Annotated in this window: 10 protein-coding genes; 6 read left to right on the top strand and 4 right to left on the bottom strand. The window is 43.1% G+C overall.

The window, feature by feature from the left end:
- Window positions 1–95: 95 nt before the first annotated feature.
- From ACFWMP_RS06285 to ACFWMP_RS06275, 3 genes are all read right to left on the bottom strand, one after another.
- Window positions 96–1,592, bottom strand: a complete 1,497-nt coding sequence (locus tag ACFWMP_RS06285) for an ABC transporter substrate-binding protein (RefSeq protein ID WP_042186267.1) — start codon at window positions 1,590–1,592, stop codon at window positions 96–98.
- Between the two features lie 92 nt (window positions 1,593–1,684).
- Window positions 1,685–2,614 carry a carbohydrate ABC transporter permease gene (locus ACFWMP_RS06280; RefSeq protein ID WP_042186269.1) on the bottom strand — a complete coding sequence of 310 codons (930 nt, stop codon included), beginning with the start codon at window positions 2,612–2,614 and terminating at the stop codon, window positions 1,685–1,687.
- Between the two features lie 11 nt (window positions 2,615–2,625).
- A complete protein-coding gene (locus ACFWMP_RS06275) occupies window positions 2,626–3,576 on the bottom strand; it encodes an ABC transporter permease (RefSeq protein ID WP_042193514.1) in 951 nt (316 codons plus the stop codon).
- 497 nt (window positions 3,577–4,073) lie between these two features.
- Between ACFWMP_RS06275 and ACFWMP_RS06270 the strand changes: the two genes are divergently transcribed.
- The 3 genes from ACFWMP_RS06270 to ACFWMP_RS06260 are packed head-to-tail and all read left to right on the top strand — an operon-like array spanning window position 4,074 to window position 7,595.
- Entirely contained in the window at window positions 4,074–5,021 is a 948-nt protein-coding gene (locus ACFWMP_RS06270) for an ABC transporter permease (protein ID WP_379423525.1), read from the top strand.
- A gap of 16 nt (window positions 5,022–5,037) precedes the next feature.
- Window positions 5,038–5,946 carry a carbohydrate ABC transporter permease gene (locus ACFWMP_RS06265; RefSeq protein ID WP_379422579.1) on the top strand — a complete coding sequence of 303 codons (909 nt, stop codon included), beginning with the start codon at window positions 5,038–5,040 and terminating at the stop codon, window positions 5,944–5,946.
- A 35-nt stretch (window positions 5,947–5,981) separates the two neighbouring features.
- A complete protein-coding gene (locus ACFWMP_RS06260; protein ID WP_339246331.1) occupies window positions 5,982–7,595 on the top strand; it encodes an extracellular solute-binding protein in 1,614 nt (537 codons plus the stop codon).
- Window positions 7,596–7,688: 93 nt separating this feature from the next.
- Here the strand turns inward: ACFWMP_RS06260 and ACFWMP_RS06255 are convergent, their stop codons facing one another.
- Window positions 7,689–9,950 carry a helix-turn-helix domain-containing protein gene (locus tag ACFWMP_RS06255; RefSeq protein WP_379422577.1) on the bottom strand — a complete coding sequence of 754 codons (2,262 nt, stop codon included), beginning with the start codon at window positions 9,948–9,950 and terminating at the stop codon, window positions 7,689–7,691.
- Window positions 9,951–10,163: 213 nt separating this feature from the next.
- Between ACFWMP_RS06255 and ACFWMP_RS06250 the strand changes: the two genes are divergently transcribed.
- Genes ACFWMP_RS06250 through ACFWMP_RS06240 form a run of 3 tightly spaced genes read left to right on the top strand, consistent with a single transcriptional unit; the run spans window position 10,164 to window position 13,924 of the window.
- Complete coding sequence (locus tag ACFWMP_RS06250; RefSeq protein WP_379422575.1) at window positions 10,164–11,552, top strand: alpha-L-fucosidase; 1,389 nt, start codon at window positions 10,164–10,166, stop codon at window positions 11,550–11,552.
- Window positions 11,553–11,579: 27 nt separating this feature from the next.
- On the top strand, window positions 11,580–12,866 hold the full coding sequence (locus ACFWMP_RS06245) for an alpha-L-fucosidase (RefSeq protein WP_379422573.1): 1,287 nt from the start codon (window positions 11,580–11,582) through the stop codon (window positions 12,864–12,866).
- 29 nt (window positions 12,867–12,895) lie between these two features.
- A complete protein-coding gene (locus ACFWMP_RS06240; RefSeq protein WP_379422571.1) occupies window positions 12,896–13,924 on the top strand; it encodes a carbohydrate-binding family 9-like protein in 1,029 nt (342 codons plus the stop codon).

The following is a 13,924-nucleotide window of genomic DNA, read 5'->3' as shown; positions in this document are numbered from 1 at the left end:
ATATGAAGCGTAGCTTTAGTTCAAATAAATTTTAAAGTACGAAAGGAAAACACATGGTATATCAGCGCTGATATACCATGTGAGTTCGATAAGCTTTACTTAAAGTAATTGTTGATTTGTTCTTGAGCAACTTGCATGATTTTGTCCATTCCAGCATTTTTCAGCTCAGACAGCAATTTAGGGATTACCTTCTCAGGATCAGAAGCGCCTGTAAGCAATTCATATCTATATTTATCATATACAGCTTGGCAGTTAGCAACTTCAGTCTGCAACTCGCCAATATCAAGTGCGAAGCCTAATACGCTAGATGATGCCGCTTGTTCGTTCAATTTTTTCACTTGTTCCCACTGATCTAGAGGAGCTCCCTTCGTAACCGCAAGATTGAAGAAGGTACCTTGGGAGTATGCTGCCAAAGGCCATGTATCACTGATCCGCTCGATTGATTTCTCTCCGTCAATGCTCTTATAGTCGACGCCTAATTCACCAAATGCAAGCATATTTCGTAATTTTGGATCTGTATTCACTAATTGCAAATATTTCATAGCTTCCACTTTGTATTTGGAATTTGCCGAGATTACATTCATCGAGCCTTGAATTGTACTAGTTGTATACAAAGGCCCAAAAATTTGAGTCATGACGTATTTGTCAATACCTGCGGTGATTTGCCAGCCAGCTTCTGCACCAGGGAAGGCTTGTGCGGAGAAGAATGCTCTGTATTTGTCGCCTTCAGTTTTAGTTGGTGCATCCGGGTTAACAATACCATCTTTATACCACTGATGTAGCAGCTTTAAGTTAGTCATAACTTCCGGTTGTTCAAACACGGACACGACTTTCCGGGAAGCATCCTCAACGTTTACTCCAATAGGATTGAAACCTAAAGTCATATCATCATAATTGTTTAAAATGCCTGGGAAGCCTTCGCCTTGGATCAACTGCAACGGGTAGAAGCTTTTGCCTTCACCAGCTTTCATATCATGGAATGGTTTGTCTAAATCTTGCATCGTTTTAATGTTTTGGTAATCGATATTATATTTTTGTACAAGCTTGTCATCGAATACCCAATATTGAGTTAATGAAGAATCCTTATACGTCGGTACAGCGAAAGTTTTTCCACCAATTTTCACACCATCCCATACTTTGGTAGGGATAGACTTGTAAAGTTCAGGGGCCTCACTTTGTACCAGATCCGTAATGTCCGCGAACGCTCCCATAGCGACCTGCTTACTGTACTTTGTGTTGTTGGTAAACATCATATCAAAGGGTTCACCTGTATTCACAATGGTGTTGATTTTTGTGTCCCATTCTCCCCAGCTAGCCACTTTGATGTCCACTTTGACACCGATTTTCTCAGCGGTGTATTCGTTCATTTGCTCAACGGCTTTACTAAAATTCTCAGGAACCTGTCCGCCGATCAGCCACCATACCAATGTAGGGATTTCCTTGGTGGTTGGTGCATCAGTAGCAGTTGTGCCACTCTCGTTTTCATTGGTTGCTGTGGGCGCCGCTGGCTTCGAGCTGCCACATGCAGCAAGCAGGGACAGCATTAATGCGAGAATACACAATGTTGAGGCGAACTTTAGGGTGTTCTTCACTTTAACTCCTCCTAGTGTTGAATGATGAATAGTACCGTAGTAAAAGTACGGTTATATATCATAAACCAAGCTTGGCTTGGCTTATTTCGGGACTAGCCTTTGACTGCGCCAATGGTAAGGCCGGTAATGAAGTATCTCTGGAAGAAGGGATACGCGCAGGCAACAGGCAACACGATGAGAATAGCAACAGCCATACGGGCAGATTCTTTAGGCATTGTTGCGACAAGCTCAGCAAAGCTGATGCCCATGCTTATTGAGTTTCGGGCGAGCGCATCGGCATTGGACATTAAGCTGTTAAGTAACGCTTGTAGCGAATAGAGATTCTGATTATCGATATACAGCATCGATTGAAACCAGTCGTTCCAGTAACCGAAGCAGAGGAACAGTCCAATCGTAGCTAGTACAGGCAAGGAGATTGGGAGAATGATTGAGAAGAAGGTGCGAAACTGACTAGCCCCGTCAATTTCAGCAGATTCGATTAAGCCATCAGGGATCGTGCTCCTGAAAAAGGTTTTACAAATAATAACGTTAAAGGAGGATACTGCGAGCGGCAGGATGAGTGCCCAAACGCTGTTCTTTAATCCCAAGAAATTTGTGTTGATAAAGTAACTGGAGACTAGCCCCCCGTTAAATACCATCGGGATGAATACAACCCAGGTGAGGAAGTTCTTGAGCTTGTAAGCCGGACGTGAAATGACATATCCCATTGTTGTGGTGAGCAGCACGCCAAGTACAGTACCTACGATAGTTACAAGTAGGGATACACCTAACGCACGCAGAATCATCGTTCCTTGCTTGGCGATATAAGAGTAAGCATCTCCGGATAGAACGGTTGGGAAAATGCTGTATCCTGTTTCACGAATATAGGATTCATCGGTAAGCGATATGGATAACACGACGATCACAGGCACGACGCAGGCAATTGCCAGCAGAATAAAAATTAGGGTGAACAAAGCATTGATGCCGTTACTTGTGCGGTTGAATTTCTCCAAGCCAGATTGATAGGTGGGTGTCTTTGCCATTGTCTCTCCTCCTAGATCATTGCACTGTCGGAATCGATTTTTTTAACGATCCAGTTAGCACTCAGGATTGTAATACAGCCCAGCATCGATTGGACGAAAGCGGCAGCGGATGCCATTCCTACGGTGGCGGTTTTTAGCTGTTTATAAACTAGGACATCAACTGTTGTGGCCACATTGTAGAGGGAGTTGGAGTCGCGTGTGACCTGATAGAACAGTCCGAAATCCGTGTAGAAAATACGACCTACTGACAGGATGAACATCATGACAATGACCAGCTTTAGCATGGGTAAGGTAATGAAGCGTGTCTGCTGCCAGATTGAAGCTCCATCAATAACTGCAGCCTCATAATAGGTGCTGTCGATTCCCGTGATGGTTGCCAGATAAATAATCATGCCATAACCTATGCTCTTCCAGATGTTTAAAAAGATAAGAATGTAGGGCCAATATTGCGGTTCCATATACCAATTCACAGCATCATGCCCAATACCCACAAGAAATTGATTGAGGATGCCTTTATCAAAGCTGAAGAAGGCCCAGCCTACAGCAGATACGACTACCCATGACAGAAAGTAGGGCAGAAACATCATGGTCTGATAAACCTTGCTTGCTTTGCGGCTATGCAGCAGGCTGATCATAATGGCGAACATTACCGGCAACACGATGCCAAGAATAATGAAAATGATGTTATACCCTATCGTGTTACGAAGAATGATCCAGGCATCATTTGATTTGAATAAGAATTCAAAGTTTTTGAAGCCGACCCAAGAACTATTTATTACGTTGCTAATAAAGTTGCCGCTGATTTTGAAATTTTTAAAAGCAATAATCATACCGAACATCGGTAAGAAAGAAAATAAGATATACCAGATGAATGTCGGCAAGGCAAGCAGGGTTAACTCGGAATCTTGCTTTCGCCAGTGTATGCGCTTTCTAATTTTGCTACGTTCAATTTTAGTGCTCATATCATCCGCTCCTTCATGTGTTTCATACATGCTGCTATTTGTAACCGCTTTCCCTGAATTAATTTTATAAAGTACAGTGAGATGCTTCCAGTTAAGAAACATGATACTTCAGTCAACAAACGTTAGATTCAGGATGAATTCCCTTTAAATGCGCAAAAAAAACATGTGCTATGGAGATTTATACACATTGCCTCTGTGAGGAGCTTTGGTATTGTATTACAACGCAATTATGGGCGAAAAGCGCAAGAATGACACACTTATAGAACATCAACATAGCGGTGAAACGTATATCATCCCGCAGTACAACACGAAATTCTTGATAAGCGAGAATGACATATTTACGATTTGCTCGATTCTATATAGTGTAAATGTAAGCGCTAGCATTAATGCGATTGATAACAATTGGATAGATAATGATGCTCACTCGATGATCAGAATGTTCTCATCATTACCTATAAGGAGGGGATGTCGCGATGCATGAAACAGGAAGCGTACATATGCGAACTGTGAATTCAGCACCGAAAGAAAAGCGTAAGGGCAGAAACGAGACATGGAAGAAAATTTGTCAGAATTGGGAGCTTTACATTTTTATCGCACCCGCATTCTTTTACTTCCTCATTTTCAGCTATGGACCGATGTATGGGATTCAGATTGCTTTTAAGAACTACATTCCGTCAAAAGGCTATTTTGGCAGTGAATGGGTAGGCTTTGATCATTTCATTCGATTTTTTAACTCGTACTATTTCTGGGATTTGCTGTGGAACACGCTCAGTATTAGCTTGTATGAATTAGCCATTGGATTCCCAATCCCAATTATTCTGGCGCTTGCGTTTAACGAAGTGAAGGATGGCTTCTTCAAGCGACTTGTTCAGACCGTTACGTATGCACCTCATTTCATTTCTGTCGTTGTTATGGCGGGGATGATTATTACCTTCTTGTCTCCATCGAACGGAATGATTATTCATGCCATTGAAAGCTTAGGCTTTAGTGCACCGCAGTTTCTGACAAGCCCTGGTTGGTTTAAGACGATGTATGTATTCTCAGGCGTGTGGCAGAGTGCGGGTTGGGGGACGATTATTTATTTGGCGGCACTCTCGGGTGTAGACCCAGGCTTACATGAAGCGGCAATCATTGACGGGGCCTCTCGCTTCCAACGTGTTCGCCACATCAATATACCAGCGCTTATACCGACCATGACCATTCTATTAATTCTGAATATGGGTGGCTTGTTAAGTGTAGGTTTTGAGAAAATATTACTTCTGCAAAATTCGTTAAATATGTCAAGCTCTGATGTGATTTCAACCTTTGTCTATCGATCTGGTCTTGTCGATGCGCAATATAGCTTCTCAACAGCTGTTGGTTTATTTAACTCCATTGTCAATTGCATCCTGCTCATTACGGTGAATCAGATTGTCCGCCGTACGAGCGAGAACAGTCTATGGTAGAAGGAGGTTGGAATTTATGGTATCAGGTATAAAGCTATCTAAGCGAGACCGAATATTCCTAATTTGCATCTATACGTATGTGGCAATTGCATTGCTGTTAGTCGCATATCCCATCTTATATATTATTAGCGCATCCATCAGTGATCCGAAGATGGTTGCTTCCGGTGAAATGTGGCTCTTTCCAAAAGGAATTACCTTTAAGGGGTATGAGATTGTATTTCAGAACTCGAAGATTTGGACGGGGTATAGAAATACGATTTTGTATACATTGCTAGGCACAACGATTAACTTGGTCGTTACGATGCCAGCGGCATATGCACTCAGTCGTAAGGACTTTGTAGGCCGTGGGTTTTTCATGGGGATGTTCATGGTAACGATGTTCATTGGAGGCGGTCTCGTCCCTACATACATGTTGGTAAAAGGGCTAGGCATGGTCAACACGATGTGGGCACTGGTACTTCCTGGCGCAGCGTCAATCTGGAATATTATCGTCTCTCGTACCTTCTTCGCGAACTCCATTCCAGCTGAGCTTCAAGATGCGGCTCAAATCGATGGCGCGACGAATATTCGATTATTCCTGCGGATTGTTCTCCCGTTATCGATGCCAATTATCGCAGTTATGGCCTTATTCTACGGGGTAGGGCATTGGAACAGCTATTTCGGCGCCATGATCTACCTGAATGATGATGCGAAATATCCATTGCAGCTTGTGCTTCGTCAGATTCTCGTTCTTCAGGAAATGCAATCTCAAGTAGGTGGCATTATCGATGCGACAGCTGCAGCAGCCCAGAACAACAAGGCAGAAATTGCCTCACTTGTGAAGTATGGGGTCATTATCGTATCTACGCTTCCGATTATTGCTGTCTATCCATTCTTGCAACGTTATTTCGTGCAAGGTGTCATGATTGGCTCTGTTAAGGGTTGATCTTAAGATACAAGTAAAAAAGGGGAGGTTTTTGTATGACGAATTATCGTAAAACTGGACTCATGTTGTTATGTCTTTCCATGTCAATCTCTATTTTTACTGCATGTGGATCGAGTAACGATAAGGGGACGGCAAGCACAGAAAGCTCAGACACAGCCGCAGAGGTTCATAAGACGGGCTTTCCTATCGTGGATAATCCGATTGAGCTTTCTATTATGGCACCGGATGTAGGGCGTCAGGATTGGAACAAGATGCCTGTTATTCAGGAATACGAGAAGATGACGAATATTAAGTTAAAGATTCAAAACGCCCCACAAGACAGCTTTGAGACGAAAAAGAATTTGGTATTTGCAAGCGGTACGCTTCCCGATATTTTCTATGCGGCGGATTTAAAAGGATCGGATCAAGTTACCTACGGAAGTCAAGGTTTGTTGCTGCCTTTAGAAAAATACATTGATGAGGGCTACGCACCTAATTTAAAAAAAATTCTCGATGAAAATCCGGATATTCGCAAATCAATGACAACACCAGATGGACATATCTATGCACTACGCAATATTCAGCCATCTGCGGTATGGTATCGTGGACCGATGTGGTATAACGGGAAGTTCTTGAAGAAGTTCGGCATGGAAAACAAATTACCGCAGACCACAGAAGAGCTATACAACTATTTGAAGAAGGTTAAAGAGGAAGATGCGAACGGAAACGGTAAAGACGATGAGGTTCCTCTATCCTCTGTGAAATTAGATGATTTACGGATGTTCTTCCTCGGATTCTGGGGGATGTATAACGAGGATATCTACGTAGATAAGGAGAACAAAGTACACTTTCCACAAGCTGAACCAGCCTACAAAGAATATTTAACCTTCTTGAATCGCTTATGGAACGAGAATTTGCTGGATCATGAAACATTCTCTCAAACCGATGAGCAGAAGAAAGCAAAAGGGAAAAACAATCAAGTGGCCTTATTCTCCGATTATTTCCCATACTTCACGCTTGGTGGTGAACCGAGTGAAGATAACCCGATGATGCAGCCTGTATCTAGTGATATTGCTGGAACACCTGTATACGGCAAGCATCCTGGTATTAACACCATTGGCGGTTTCGCGATTTCAAACACGAACCCCAACCCGGAAGCAAGTATGCGCTGGATTGATTACCAATTTAGCGAAGAAGGGTATTCCTTCTGGGCGTATGGACCTGAAGGTACGTTATTTAAATACAAAGATAAAGCAACAGGCGAGAAAGAATGGCTGCCAGTTCCAGATGGTACGGATCGTGAAGAATACCGCGGTACAATCACGCCAAACTACGGGATTAATACACCAGGTTCCTATGAGAACAGCTATGTTTTAGGTCTTCGTACTAGCTTTGATGACTGGATTGACAAAGAAACAGCTACAAAGCTTACACCTATTGCAAAGACTCCCTTCCCATCGGTATTCCTGACGGTAGACCAACAGACGGAAATCAAAACACTCCGTTCCGATTTGGATAAATACGTGAAGGAAATGGAAGCGAAATTCGTTACAGGCGCAGAGCCATTATCCAATTGGGACAAATATATCACTCAAATGAAAAAAATGGGGTATGAGAAGCTCGAATCAACGTATCAACAAGCATACGATACATGGGCTGCTAGTAAATAATTTGTGAAGCTTATACATTCTCATATTTTGAAAAACTTCCCGGTCATCCTAGGCATGACCGGGAAGTTATGATGAACCCTAAGCGAGGAAGGATTATACGGTATCGTTAGGCTCAGTATTGGGATGATTACTATTCATCTGTCGATACTGGCCCGGGGTATAACCGGTTTCCTTTTTGAATTTTCGAATAAAGTTTGGTGTGTCGAGGTAGCCGACGCGCTGGATAATATCTTTTAACGGATCACTTGTTATTACGAGCTGTTCCTTGACCTTATCTAATCGTTTTTGCCAAATATATTGGACGAAGTTGATGCCGACCTTATCCTTGAATGAACGACTGAGATGGGAAGGTGAAATCGTAAACGCAGCAGAAACAGATTCAAGGCTAAGTGAATGATCAACATAGTGCTGGTCGATAAAAGCAACGATATGATCCATGAGTGAATGTTCTTCTTTTTTATGCGTCTGCTCTACCTGTGTACAAATCTGAGTGGCTAAACGGTAGAAATTCTGCTCTATAAGATGGACGGGACCATTCATGAAATGGGGAGAAGCAGACTGCGTCATGTTATCCATCTTTAGCTCAACTGCAGTTTTGAGCATGGTATTCAGCAGGTCGAACAATACGCATCGCATCAGCAGGGTAGATCGTTGTTTATTATCAAGGCCATGGATGGCTGTGTGAATAATTTGTTTGGCGACTTCGTAGTTGCCCTGCTTCAAGCTTTGTGCAAGCTTTAATAGCTCGTTACTAGGGAGTAACACCGTTTGATCATGGGCACTGGATAGCTTTTCAAAATACACGGTGGTTCCATGCTCGGTCGATTTACGCAATTCGAAGGCGGAGCAAGCCTCAACAAAGGATTGATTAAGCTGCTGAGGGCTCTCATAACATTTGCCTACACCGATCATCGGGTGGATATCCATTATGCCTAACGTATATTCACGGATCGCATCCACGATGTGAACGATTTGTGCAGCGAGTGCCTCATCATCTTCGAGCTGTAAGCTCACAATGAGTGCGAGCTGATCCAATTGCGGGAGCTCTACACCGTATACTTGTGTAGCAAGCGCTGGAAATTCAATAAACGCAAGCTTGCGATGTACTTCTTGTCGCGCATGAAGATGCTGCTGTTCTAATTCATCCCAGCCCATCATCATGACAAAATGATGACTTTGGTCGAAGTGCAGATGAAAGGTATCGAATATTCCATGCGTCATCATTTGTGCATGTCCATGCTTTAATAGCATGGACAGAACATGGTTGCGTGCATAGGGCTCTTGGAGATCAACCTTGGAGCTATACTGCTGTAATGTTGTTCGTATATACTCGAGCTCATTTCCAGAGGCCGGTGTATCTGTTTTTTTGTTCGTGAAGCGAACGAGCTCAGCAATCGGAAGATATTGCATCCGAGCGAATAATAGAGCGATGGCCGTTCCTACAATGGCGATCACAATGAATAAAATAATGATGAAGCTCCGAACATTAAGTACGCTACTGAAAAACTGATTACTCGCCATTAAAGTCACATATGACCAGCCATTGACATCCGATGTGACGGAAATAACCGAATGATCTTCGTTGTTCATCGAAAGATTATGTATGCCGGGTGGAAGCTCTGATAACCGTTGGATATCCTGTTGGCTAGCTGTATCTCCATGGCCACTATAGGATAAAACACGTCCATGATTATCAAAAATATACGTTAATCCTCGATAGTTACCGAGAACGGAATCGATCAGATATGCCAACTCTTTCTCTTTAATGAGGTACATGACAGAAGCATATGGATCTGAGGTGTTGGGAATGATCGGCAGGATATAGGTTAATACAGATTGCTCGAGTGGTGAATTTTGATTCAGCATGTTCGTAAGTCGAATGGATGGAAATTTGGACGAGTTTAAAGCAGTCACAAGTTCATCATTCTTCCAGCTTCCAAACTGATAGGAGCTACGAAATACATCCAGGCTATACATGCCATGGTTGGAATAAATATTAGGGTCATGATGATAGTACAGAAATATATCCTCCACAATGGAATTGGAAGATTTGTAGCTATCTAGTGCCGCTATGGCGTCACGACTTTCATAAGGATCCAGTATGCGATAATGAGCGAGACGAGCGTCGTATGACATCCGTGACGCCATATCTCTTAAATCATTCATGCGTCCATCCACCACCGTTTTAATTTGGGTGAGCTGATTAAAGTGAGCATTTTCAATCTCCTTTTGTAAATTATCGGTAGCATTTCGGTAAATGAAAACGATTACAAATATAAGCGGAATAAGAAGGATAAGTAGATACGAACCGGTGAATTTCAAAAACAATTTCGATTTGAAATAGTTATAGTTCAAAGTGTTTTCCCCCTTTTTATGGCGTATACATGGAGATGTTCCTATCAAGCTATGAATACAGCAAGATATAGATCGGCGCTTGAATACTTATTTATATTCCATAATAGGATGTTTATAGCGGATATTTATTTTTATGTCAAATGTTTTTTTGGAAATATATCATACTAAATCAATAGAATCGCAGCCTCAGAGCTGCATGGAGGTCGTGCAAAAATGAGTGACGCTAATGTTGTCGAGGAGCAAATTGTTGTTGAAGGAGTTCACAATTACAGCACAGAGGAGGAGTACGTTAAGCCGGAGGATTCGCAGCTATTAGATCAGCTGGAATGGTTCAAGGATCAGAAGCTAGGCTTGATGATGCACTGGGGACCTTATTCGCAGCTTGGACTTGTTGAATCGTGGGCGCTTAGTGATAAAGATGGAGAATGGTCACGGGACGATATTGATTGGGGGGTTGATTCGACGGAGCTGAAGCGGCAATACTTCGGGCTGAATAAAACCTTTAATCCGCTCCGTTTTGAGCCTGAGAAGTGGGCAGAGGTTGCTGCAGAAGGTGGCTTCAAATATTTAAATTTCACAACGAAGCATCACGATGGCTTCTGTATGTGGGATACGCAGACAACAGATTATCGCATCACGGGTAAGGATTGTCCTTTCCATGCACATAAGTACGCGGATATTTGTAAGAACGTATTTGATGCTTTTCGGGCCAAGGGACTTGGGATCTCTGCCTACTTCTCCAAAGCGGATTGGCACACACCAACATACTGGGCCCCAGGTATGGAGACGGAGACGTTCATGAATCGAGGTCCTTCGTATCCAACACAAGATTATCCATGGCTATGGGAGCAATTCGTACAGTACACACATGATCAGATCATGGAATTGATGACGAAATATGGTCGGATTGAAATGCTCTGGTTGGATGCGGGATGGGTGTGTCCACAGAATAAGAATAATCCACAGGATATTCGGTTGGGTGAAGTGGTGGAGAAGGCACGTCAGCATCAGCCATGGCTACTAAGTGCAGACCGTACCGTTGGCGGACCTTATGAGAATGTCGTTACACCAGAGCAAACGTTGCCCGCGCGTCCCCTGCATATCCCATGGGAAAGCTGTATTACGATGGGGACTGCGTTCTCTTATCGGTATGAGGATCATTACAAGACGACACGTCAATTAATTCATTTGCTCGTTGAAGTTGTAGCCAAAGGTGGTAACCTGGCACTTAATGTCGCACCACAACCAGATGGCCGCTTGTCAAGAGCAGCGATGGATCGGATGAAAGGAATGGGCAGTTGGCTCAAAGTCCATGGTGAGGCGATTTATGGAACACGCATATGTGCGCCATACTCCGTTGGAAATACACATTTCACGAAAAAAGGCGATGTCATCTATGCTATCCATCTGTACTCAAAAGAGCAGGAACTCATGATCAGTGAGATTTGTATTTCACTCGAGCAGGCTGTGACGCAAATAGATCTTGTTGGCGGACAAGAGAATCTAACATTCGAACGAACAACAACTGGATTGATCGTTCATTTACCAGAGAGCGAGCTTACGGGAATTGCCCCAATTGCACATGTATTTCGCATAAAATAACGAGTTGAACTATGGGAGGAAGAGCAGATGCAACAATGGTTCACTGATGCAAAGCTAGGAATTTTCATTCACTATGGAATTTATGCGGTACAAGGAGTTGTAGAATCATGGTCTTTCTATAACGGGAGAATGTCTTATGAGGACTATATGAAGCAATTGAATGGTTTTACGGCCTCTAAATTTGATGCGAAGTATTGGGCAGATCTGATTGCGAAGTCAGGAGCTAAGTATTCTGTTCTTACAACGAAACATCATGACGGAGTTGCATTATTTGATACGAAATTCAGTGATTTGAGCGTTATGAAGGCGACACCTGCCAAGAGAGATATTATTAAGGAGTGGTCTGAGGCGATTCGAGATCAGGGTCTTCGCGTAGGGATGTATTACTCCCTCATTGACTGGTCTCATCCTGATTATCCTTCAGTCTATGAGAATGGTGTCGTACCAGATGACTTGAGACAGATAAATCGTTATTCAAGTCCGATGGATGGTGTCCAAGATCCAGAGCGATGGGAGAGATTTCTGGCATTTAACCGTAATCAACTAGGAGAAGTGTTAACGGATTATGGTCAGGTTGATCTGTTATGGTTCGATGGAGATTGGGAACGAAGCGCAGAGCAGTGGGGATTACCAGCATTCAAAGATTATTTAAAATCATTTAATCCTGATCTTATTATAAACTCACGTTTGCAAGGGTATGGGGATTATAAGACTCCTGAGCAAGGTCTTCCCATTACGCGTCCGGAAGGTCCGTGGGAATTCTGTACGACGATAAATACGTCATGGGGTTATGTGCATACAGACCACAATTATAAATCATTGAATCAAATGATCCGAATGTTCTGTGACTGTATCAGCATGGGCGGTAATATGCTGTTAGATATTGGGCCCATGGAAGATGGAACGATTGATCCTAGGCAGGAAGCGATCTTGCTCGGATTAGGTGATTGGATACGTACACATGAAGAAGCCATCTATGGAACACAAGAGGGTATTATGACACGCTACTATCTGGGTGGCAGTACATTGTCTCCGGATAAGAAGAACTTGTATCTCTTCGTTTACGATACGCCGAAGGAGAACATTTGCCTCAAAGGGCTGTGTAATCCCATTACCAAGATTACGGTGCTTCACTCAGGCAAGGAGCTCAACCATGAAATTCACGGTGGTGTGCCCTGGTTCCACATACCAGGTACAACTTGGATTCAGATAACACCTGAAGATATGCATGAACAAGTGACAGTACTTAAATTGGAATTCGATGAAGAAATTGAGATGTACGGCGGTTCAGGCGCAGTTGTAACTCACAACTAAAGTACATTAACGGATAAAGGAGCATTCGTATGGTAAATCGAAGTGGAGTACCAGAGCCACACATTGTTTCATACGCCCCCAAGCATTATCTGTGTAGACGAGCGACGGAGTCGCTTGTCTTGGATGGGAAGCTAGATAAGCCCTTTTGGCAGCATGCAGCATGGACAGAAAAGTTTGTTGATATTGAAGGGGATTTGCGTCCGATGCCAGGAAAGGATACGAGGGTAAAAATGCTATGGGATGATGAGTATTTTTACTTTGGTGCAGAGCTGATGGAAGATCAGATCTGGGGAATGCTGACAGAACGTGACTCCGTTATTTTTTACGATAATGATTTTGAGATCTTTATAGATCCAACAGGAGATTCCCATCAATATTACGAGTTTGAGATTAACGCCTTGAACACGGTATGGGACTTACTTCTTGTGAAACCTTATCGTGACGGAGGTCCTCCAATTAACGGTTGGGATATCCAAGGGCTGAAGACGGCTGTTCATATCGAAGGTGAGTTAAATAACCCGCACGCTGACAATCGGAAATGGACGGTTGAAGTTGCAATACCATGGAATAGTTTAAAAGAATGTGCTACGGATCGACGATCACCTTACGCTGGGGAATTTTGGCGTGTTAATTTTTCACGTGTTGAATGGCGGACTGAGGTTGTCGATGGCAAGTATCGTAAGCTTCTCAACCCCGACACAGGGAAACCTTATCCTGAGGATAATTGGGTGTGGTCACCACAAGGAGTCATAAATATGCATTATCCAGAACTGTGGGGCTATGTTGTATTCGTGAATGAAGCGGGTCCATATCACTTCGACATCCCTCGGGATGAACATATCAAATGGGAATTACGGAAGCTCTATTATCGTGAGCGGAACTATTACGAAACACATGGCATGTTCACAGCCCATTTTAATGCATTGTGTGAAGAAGATACATGGACCATAGAACCAAACATTGAAACGACGACTAAAACTTTTATTATATCTGCATCAACATCAGATGAGACGTCCCGTCTTTACATTCGCGAGGACGGGTTTCTCTGGAAGGAGTAA

It is taken from the genome of Paenibacillus sp. NPDC058367 (assembly GCF_042723305.1).
Taxonomy (GTDB): Bacteria; Bacillota; Bacilli; order Paenibacillales; family Paenibacillaceae; genus Paenibacillus_AQ.
The sequence above is the reverse complement of the archived record's forward strand: the minus strand, read 5'-3'. Positions and strand labels throughout refer to the sequence as shown.

Excerpts from the sequence above, each read along its gene's own strand:
- ACFWMP_RS06260 (WP_339246331.1), top strand. The coding sequence starts at position 5,982 with ATGACGAATTATCGTAAAACTGGACTCATGTTGTTATGTCTTTCCATG.
- ACFWMP_RS06245 (WP_379422573.1), top strand. The coding sequence starts at position 11,580 with ATGCAACAATGGTTCACTGATGCAAAGCTAGGAATTTTCATTCACTAT.
- ACFWMP_RS06265 (WP_379422579.1), top strand. The coding sequence starts at position 5,038 with ATGGTATCAGGTATAAAGCTATCTAAGCGAGACCGAATATTCCTAATT.
- ACFWMP_RS06270 (WP_379423525.1), top strand. The coding sequence starts at position 4,074 with ATGCGAACTGTGAATTCAGCACCGAAAGAAAAGCGTAAGGGCAGAAAC.
- ACFWMP_RS06280 (WP_042186269.1), bottom strand. The coding sequence starts at position 2,614 with ATGGCAAAGACACCCACCTATCAATCTGGCTTGGAGAAATTCAACCGC.
- ACFWMP_RS06250 (WP_379422575.1), top strand. The coding sequence starts at position 10,164 with ATGAGTGACGCTAATGTTGTCGAGGAGCAAATTGTTGTTGAAGGAGTT.
- ACFWMP_RS06275 (WP_042193514.1), bottom strand. The coding sequence starts at position 3,576 with ATGAGCACTAAAATTGAACGTAGCAAAATTAGAAAGCGCATACACTGG.
- ACFWMP_RS06240 (WP_379422571.1), top strand. The coding sequence starts at position 12,896 with ATGGTAAATCGAAGTGGAGTACCAGAGCCACACATTGTTTCATACGCC.